Source organism: Stenotrophomonas sp. 05L414_2 (assembly GCF_056397905.1).
Genome location: NZ_JBFTOJ010000209.1, coordinates 1 through 6,256 on the forward strand (window position 1 = coordinate 1; position 6,256 = coordinate 6,256).

At 65.8% G+C, this 6,256-nt stretch carries 10 protein-coding genes and 1 tRNA gene; 3 read left to right on the forward strand and 8 right to left on the reverse strand.

Translation table 11 applies throughout. From position 1 onward, the window contains the following. Nucleotides 1-40: 40 nt before the first annotated feature. Nucleotides 41-442 carry a hypothetical protein gene (locus AC1DJN_RS19870; RefSeq protein WP_105164414.1) on the reverse strand — a complete coding sequence of 134 codons (402 nt, stop codon included), beginning with the start codon at nt 440-442 and terminating at the stop codon, nt 41-43. Between the two features lie 240 nt (nt 443-682). On the opposite strand from AC1DJN_RS19870, the gene AC1DJN_RS19875 reads away from it, so the two are divergent. The 3 genes from AC1DJN_RS19875 (at nt 683) to AC1DJN_RS19885 (ending at nt 2,051) form a co-directional block, all read left to right on the forward strand. Beyond that, complete coding sequence (locus tag AC1DJN_RS19875) at nt 683-1,192, forward strand: DUF3011 domain-containing protein (RefSeq protein WP_088101307.1); 510 nt, start codon at nt 683-685, stop codon at nt 1,190-1,192. A gap of 59 nt (nt 1,193-1,251) precedes the next feature. Continuing rightward, nucleotides 1,252-1,605: a DUF6713 family protein gene (locus AC1DJN_RS19880; protein WP_282280005.1), complete on the forward strand. Its 354-nt coding sequence runs from the start codon at nt 1,252-1,254 to the stop codon at nt 1,603-1,605. Between the two features lie 101 nt (nt 1,606-1,706). Beyond that, the gene (locus tag AC1DJN_RS19885; protein WP_306415591.1) at nt 1,707-2,051 is read left to right on the forward strand and encodes a GNAT family N-acetyltransferase; all 345 of its coding nucleotides are present in this window, start codon (nt 1,707-1,709) and stop codon (nt 2,049-2,051) included. On the opposite strand, the gene AC1DJN_RS19890 is transcribed toward AC1DJN_RS19885, so the two are convergent. From AC1DJN_RS19890 to AC1DJN_RS19920, 7 genes are all read right to left on the reverse strand, one after another. Continuing rightward, nucleotides 2,021-2,362 (reverse strand): low molecular weight protein tyrosine phosphatase family protein, encoded by a 342-nt coding sequence (locus AC1DJN_RS19890; RefSeq protein WP_025876304.1) that lies wholly within the window; start codon nt 2,360-2,362, stop codon nt 2,021-2,023. The two genes, AC1DJN_RS19885 and AC1DJN_RS19890, sit on opposite strands and share 31 nt — an antisense overlap. Continuing rightward, a complete protein-coding gene (locus tag AC1DJN_RS19895) occupies nt 2,356-2,559 on the reverse strand; it encodes a hypothetical protein (RefSeq protein ID WP_025876303.1) in 204 nt (67 codons plus the stop codon). Before AC1DJN_RS19895 ends, AC1DJN_RS19890 begins: the two co-directional genes overlap by 7 nt. Before the next feature lie 118 nt (nt 2,560-2,677). Next, nucleotides 2,678-2,754: transfer RNA gene (locus AC1DJN_RS19900), tRNA-Pro, on the reverse strand. A 67-nt stretch (nt 2,755-2,821) separates the two neighbouring features. Continuing rightward, nucleotides 2,822-3,178, reverse strand: coding sequence for a MerR family transcriptional regulator (locus tag AC1DJN_RS19905; protein WP_005410431.1), 357 nt, complete (start codon nt 3,176-3,178; stop codon nt 2,822-2,824). Continuing rightward, entirely contained in the window at nt 3,159-3,458 is a 300-nt protein-coding gene (locus AC1DJN_RS19910) for an integration host factor subunit alpha (RefSeq protein ID WP_005410432.1), read from the reverse strand. Before AC1DJN_RS19910 ends, AC1DJN_RS19905 begins: the two co-directional genes overlap by 20 nt. A 27-nt stretch (nt 3,459-3,485) precedes the next feature. After that, nucleotides 3,486-5,867, reverse strand: coding sequence for a phenylalanine--tRNA ligase subunit beta (gene pheT, locus AC1DJN_RS19915; protein ID WP_478039917.1), 2,382 nt, complete (start codon nt 5,865-5,867; stop codon nt 3,486-3,488). Nucleotides 5,868-5,950: 83 nt separating this feature from the next. Then, nucleotides 5,951-6,256 (reverse strand): tRNA ligase subunit PheS family protein (locus tag AC1DJN_RS19920; RefSeq protein ID WP_478039919.1); only part of this gene is annotated, 306 nt, incomplete at its 5' end.

Below are 6,256 nucleotides of genomic sequence, written 5' to 3' on the forward strand. Positions count from 1 at the left end.
GTGCAGTCGAGCAGGCTCGACTGCACGGTCAGGCGTCCGGTCACGCAGGCAATTCGGGTTGCACTTCCAGCGAAGTAACCAGCCATTCCACCACCGGTGGCGAATCGCACAGGAAGAACACGGCGTCGCCGCTGCGGGCTTCGGTCAGCATCCGGTAGACACTGATGGCCACGCCCGATTGGCTGGCAATGAAAATCTCGCTGCTGCGCGGCCCGTCGGCCTGGCGGGAAACCCGCCGCAAGGCATCGCGGGCCGCAACCGTATCTTCCGGCTCGGCTTCGCGGGTCAGTTCCAGGCCACGCAGGCCCCACGCAACAAAAACACGCTTGCCCTTGAACGTCGTGTCCAGGACCTGCACGTCGGCCGCGCCTGCGCCGGCCGACCGATGAATGACGATACTGCTGATCAACGCAACCCCCTGTGGTCGTCGTGGTCCGCACATCCTTGTCCGCACCCGCGCCAGCGGCCACGGGCGATGCCCGAAGGCCGCGTCCGAAAGCGCTGGAACGTGTAAAAAACTGTAAACCGATGCAATCGGATGTGCCCGGGATGATACGGGATGTAACGCCCTGCATGCGCCGTCGCACACTTATAAATCCGTCCTGAGCCAGCGCAACCCGCAGTCGTCGCAGAGCGCCATACGTGCGCCATTCTTGCGTCCCATCCCCAAACCGAGGTTTCAATGAGCCTTCGCCTGCTACTGCCCTTGGGCGGCTCTGCACTTGCCCTGCTGCTGGCCGCAACGACTGTCTCGGCCCAGGATTACGACAGCGAATCGTCGCCGCGCACGACCTGCGAATCGCACTTCAACAAGACCCAGCAGTGCCCGTTCGAAGGACGCGCGCGACTGGCGCGGCAGCTGTCGGTGACGCGATGCGTTGAAGATGACAACTGGGGACAGCGCCGCGGCATGCTGTGGGTTACCGACGGCTGCCGCGCCGAATTCGTCGCCGAAGAGCGCGGGCGTGGCCGCTGGCCCGGGCGTGGGCGTGACCGTGATCGCGATGGCGAGCGCCTGGTCTGCGAATCCTACGAAAACAAGGAGAAACAGTGCCGCATCCGCGTCCGTCATGACGTGCGGCTGGTCAAGCAGAAATCGGTCACCCCCTGCACCGAGGACCGCAACTGGGGCTGGGACCGACGCGGTGTATGGGTCAGCGACGGCTGCCGCGCCGAATTCCGCGTCTACTGAGTGCGATGGCTGCGGGCCCATCATCGCTAGAATGAAGCTCCCGCAGCAGGAAACACCGCATGGAACGCTGGTACCTGGCAACGATGATGTCCTTGCTGCTGCATCAGATCGATGCCGCGTTCTGGCAGGAGTGGCGGATGTTCCAGGTGCCCGGCGGCATCCAGGGATTCCTGCTTTTCAATCTGCTTGCCATCGGCGTACTGCTGCACGGTTACCGTCAGGTCGTGCTCGGCCTGGGCTCTGCGCGCCGCTACGCACTGCTGTGCGGCGCGCTGGCTATCGGCACAGCCCTCATCCATGCAGGCTTCGCTGCGGCCGGTCGCGATGAATTCCACCTGCCCCTGTCGCTGCTCACGCTTCTGGCCTGCCTGGTCAGCGGCAGCGGTTTGCTGCTGCGCATCCGTCGGCGATGAACGTGCGGGCTCCAGCAGTTCGGATACGCGCGGCCGTGTGCACGGATCTTCCGGCACTGATCGCCCTGGACAGCGTTGCGGCCGATGACCCACGGCGTGCCGTGCAGATCGGCCAATGGCTGGCGGACGGCCACATGCACGTCGCCGAACTCGACGACACGCTGGCCGGCTACCGGGTCCAGCACCGGCACTTCTTCGGTGAAGCCTTCATCGAGATGCTGATGGTCGCCGCGCCACTGCGCGGACACGGCGTCGGCAGCGCGCTGCTTCTGCATGCCACGTCGTGCAGCGCAGGTGCCAGGCTTTTCACCTCCACCAACCAATCCAACGCCAACATGCAGCGGCTGCTGGCAGCCGCTGGTTTCCAGCAGTGCGGCATCGTGCACGGCCTCGACGAAGGCGATCCGGAGTTGATCTACCGCTTCGCTACTGACGATGTGAGGTAGGGCGCGACCTTCGCTTCCAGCAGCGCCATCAGCGCCGGATCCATGCAGCGATAGTCGTCGGGGATATCCAGGCAGTGCAGCGGCGTGTGTTCAAGCAGGCGGGCAAAATTCGCCTGCAGCCGATGCTGGTGCTTGGGCTCCATCACGAAGATGACATCAGCCCAGCGGATGTCCGCTGGGCTGATGGGCCGGCGCGCATGCGGGCTGGTGCCTGCCGAGCGCGCACTGATACCTGGCCGGCGCTGCCACATCGCTTCAGCGGTGGGGCTGCGCAGCTGGTTGCGACTGCAGACAAACAACAGGTTCAACATTCCTGGTCCAGCAGTTGCCGCGGGCTGAGGACTGGATAGGTGAAACCCAGCTGGCGCGCCCGCAGCAGCTTGTCGCCGCGCGTATACATCAGCTTCCAGTTCTTTTCCGGCTTGAAGATCGACGGTGCTGCCGTGTGGTCGCCAGCGTGGTGGCGCGACTGCGAGCGCCTCCAGGCGCGGTTCCTTTGCGTTTCCATGATCGTGTTCTCGTGAGTACCGGGTTCAGCAGCCGCGGTAGTACGAGTGCGCGCAGGATACAACGCCGCAACAAAAAAGCCCACGCATCGCTGCGCAGGCTTGTCTGTTACATCACAGTGGTCGGGACGGCCGGATTCGAACCGACGACCCTCTGCCCCCCAGGCAGATGCGCTACCAGGCTGCGCTACGCCCCGACTGATGCTGCGATGTGCCCGCCAGTGCGGCGGGCCGTGAAGTATAGCGGATTACGGCGGAAATGGGTCAGCGACGCAGCAGTTGCAGCACTTCTTCCAGTTCCATCCGCACCTGCTTGATGATCTGGTTGCTCAAGGCCGATTCCTCGCGCGCATCCGGACCATCCAGGCGCAGGCGCGCGCCACCGATGGTGTAGCCCTGTTCGTACAGCAGGCTGCGGATCTGCCGCACCATCAGCACGTCGTGGCGCTGGTAGTAACGACGGTTGCCACGGCGCTTGGCCGGCTCGAGACTGGGAAACTCGGTTTCCCAGTAGCGCAGCACGTGCGGCTTGACGTCGCACAGTTCGCTGACTTCACCAATGGTGAAGTAGCGCTTGGCCGGAATCGGCGGAAGTTCGCGGTTACTGCCCGGATCCAGCATAAGCTTCCACCCTCTCCTTGAGCTTCTGGCCCGGACGGAAGGTAACCACCGTACGGGCGGAAATCGGAATTTCCTCGCCGGTCTTGGGGTTGCGACCTGGGCGCTGGTTCTTGCGCCGCAGGTCGAAATTGCCAAAGCCCGACAGCTTCACCTGACGTCCCTGTTCCAATGCTTCACGCAGCACATCGAAGAACGCGTCGACGAATTCCTTGGCTTCCCGCTTGTTCAGACCGACTTCGTCGAACAGCTTTTCCGCCATCTCCGCCTTGGTCAATGCCATTGCCTGCTACCCCCGAGTGCTGCCCGCTCAGCCGCGGATCCGGGCGTGGTGTTCACGCTCGATGGCAGTGACCGCCTCGGCCACTACCGCTTCCACGTCGCGGTCCGTCAGAGTGCGCGACTTGTCCTGCAAAATCAAGCCCATAGCGAGACTCTTGAATCCCGGCTCGACGCCCTGGCCGACATAGCGATCGAACAGGTTCAGCTCGCGCAGCAGCGGACCGGCAGCCTGGCGGATGGTCGCGGCCAGGTCACTCCAGGCCACCTGTTCAGGCACCAGGAAGGCCAGGTCGCGGCGCACTGCCGGGTAGCGCGACAGTTCACCGGCGCGCGGCAGCGCACGGGCCGACAGCGCTTCCAGATCCAGCTCGAAGGCGTACACGTCCACGTCGATGTCCATCGCCTTGGCCAGGCGCGGATGGATCTGGCCGATCCAGCCGATGGCCAGGCCGTCGCGGAACACCTCRGCCGAACGCACCGGATGGCCGTAGGCACGCGAGGATGGGCGGAACTCCAGGACCGCGCCACTGGCCGCGGCCAGCGATTCCAGGTCGCCCTTCAGGTCATGGAAATCGATCTTGCGGGTCGGCAGGCCCCACTGCACCGCCTGCGCTTCACCGCAGACCGCAGCGGCCACGCGCGGGGTTTCCAGCGGCGCCGGCTGGCCATCTCCGGCCTGCTGCGCGAACACCCGGCCAAGCTCGAACRGGCGCACCCGGCCGAGCTGGCGGGCGGCGTTGCGGCCCAGCGTGGCGACCAGGCCCGGCAGCAGCGACGGGCGCATCACCGCCAGCTCGGCCGACAGCGGGTTGGCCAGCGGCACCAGATCCTCGCGCAGCTGCCACTGGCCCAGCAGGCCATCGTCGACGAAGGCGAAATTGACGGTTTCCTGCAGATCGCGTGCGATCAGCTGGCGGCGCACGCTCAGCGCGTCCAGCTGGGTCTCGGACGGCATCGCGACACGCGATGCGCCACCCGGCAGCGTGGTCGGGATCTGCTCATAACCGTGGATCCGGGCCAGCTCCTCGATCAGGTCTTCTTCGATGGCGATGTCGAAGCGGCGGCTCGGCGCGGTGACCTGCCAGCCTTCGCCAGCGGCGACCACGTCCATGCCCAGCGCGCGCAGGATGCGCTCGACTTCGGCGTCTTCGATGGTGATGCCCAGCACGCGGGTGATGCGCGCGCGGCGCAGCAGGATCGTCGCCGGCTGCGGCAGGTCGGCCTCTCGTACCGCTTCGGTAACCGGTGCGGGGGTACCGCCGGCCAGGTCCAGCACCAGGCGGGTGGCGTATTCGATGGCAGTACGCGGCAGCGCCGGGTCGACGCYACGCTCGAAGCGGTGGCCGGCATCGGTGTGCAGGCCCAGCTTGCGGCCGCGGCCCATGATCGCGGCCGGCGCGAAGTGCGCCGCTTCCAGGAACACGGCGGTGGTGKCRTCGGTRACRCGSGTGTCGAAGCCGCCCATCAGGCCGGCCAGGCCGACCGCGCGATCAGCGTCGGTGACCACCAGGAAGCTGTCGTCCAGCGCAGCATCACGGCCATCCAGCAGCTTCAGGCTTTCGCCTGCGCGCGAACGACGCACACTGATCGTGCCCTGCAGGGTACCGAGATCGTAGGCGTGCATCGGCTGGCCCAGCTCAAGCATCACGTACTGGGTGATGTCGACCAGCAGCGATACCGGGCGCACGCCGCTGCGGCGCAGGCGCTCGGCCATCCACAACGGGGTCTTCGCCGCGGCGTTGACTCCTTCGATGACACGACCCAGATACCGCGGCGCTTCGGCACCGGCATCGAGCTGGATTGCCAGCTCGCGGCTGCTCTGGGCAGCGATCGGTGCTGCGATGAAATCCAGTACTTCGCTGCGCGTCGCTGCGGCGACGTCATAGGCGATGCCGCGGATGCTGAAGCAGTCGGCGCGGTTGGGGGTCAGCTTGATCTCGATGCTGGCATCCGGCAGGCCGAGGTACTCCACCAGGGACTGGCCGACCGGCGCGTCGTCCGGCAGTTCCAGCAAACCAGAGGCATCGTTGTCCAGGCCCAGCTCCTTGGCCGAGCACAGCATGCCGTTGGATTCGACGCCGCGCAGCTTGGCCGGCTTGATCTTCAACTCACCGATCTGCGCACCGACCATCGCCAGCGGCGCGACCAGGCCCGGTCGTGCATTCGGCGCACCACAGACGATCTGCAGCAGCTCAGCCTGCCCCGCATCAACCTTGCACACCTGCAGGCGGTCGGCTTCGGGATGGCGCTCGGCTTCGACGATACRCGCGACGACCACGTGCTGCAGGCCATCGCCAAGCGCGGTCACGTCTTCCACTTCCAGGCCGATGGCGGTCAGCACCGCGCTGAGCTCATCGCGCGAGGCAGTGGTCGGGACGTGGCTGCGCAGCCAGTTTTCGGAGAATTTCATGGGTTCACCCTGGTGGGCCCGGCGCATGCGCCTGGGCCTGCGTTGTTGAGTCCGCCGGGCATGGCCCGGCGCTACCTTATGCGTTACGCGAACTGCTTGAGGAAGCGCACGTCATTTTCGAAGAACGCGCGCAGGTCGTTGACGCCGTAGCGCAGCATCGCGAAACGCTCCACGCCCATGCCGAAGGCAAAGCCGGTGTAGCGTTCCGGATCGATGCCGACGTTGCGCAGCACGTTCGGGTGCACCATGCCGCAGCCGAGCACTTCCAGCCAGCGGGTGCTGCCATCGGGCTGCTGCCAGGCGATGTCCACTTCCGCGCCGGGTTCAACGAACGGGAAGTAGCTGGGGCGGAAGCGCATCTCGAAATCGCGCTCGAAGAACGCACGCAC

Bases quoted from the DNA above. Each gene is read 5' to 3' on its own strand.
- AC1DJN_RS19870 (WP_105164414.1), bottom strand. From the start codon at position 442: ATGTGCGGACCACGACGACCACAGGGGGTTGCGTTGATCAGCAGTATC.
- AC1DJN_RS19875 (WP_088101307.1), top strand. From the start codon at position 683: ATGAGCCTTCGCCTGCTACTGCCCTTGGGCGGCTCTGCACTTGCCCTG.
- AC1DJN_RS19880 (WP_282280005.1), top strand. From the start codon at position 1,252: ATGGAACGCTGGTACCTGGCAACGATGATGTCCTTGCTGCTGCATCAG.
- AC1DJN_RS19890 (WP_025876304.1), bottom strand. From the start codon at position 2,362: ATGTTGAACCTGTTGTTTGTCTGCAGTCGCAACCAGCTGCGCAGCCCC.
- AC1DJN_RS19895 (WP_025876303.1), bottom strand. From the start codon at position 2,559: ATGGAAACGCAAAGGAACCGCGCCTGGAGGCGCTCGCAGTCGCGCCAC.
- AC1DJN_RS19905 (WP_005410431.1), bottom strand. From the start codon at position 3,178: ATGCTGGATCCGGGCAGTAACCGCGAACTTCCGCCGATTCCGGCCAAG.
- AC1DJN_RS19910 (WP_005410432.1), bottom strand. From the start codon at position 3,458: ATGGCATTGACCAAGGCGGAGATGGCGGAAAAGCTGTTCGACGAAGTC.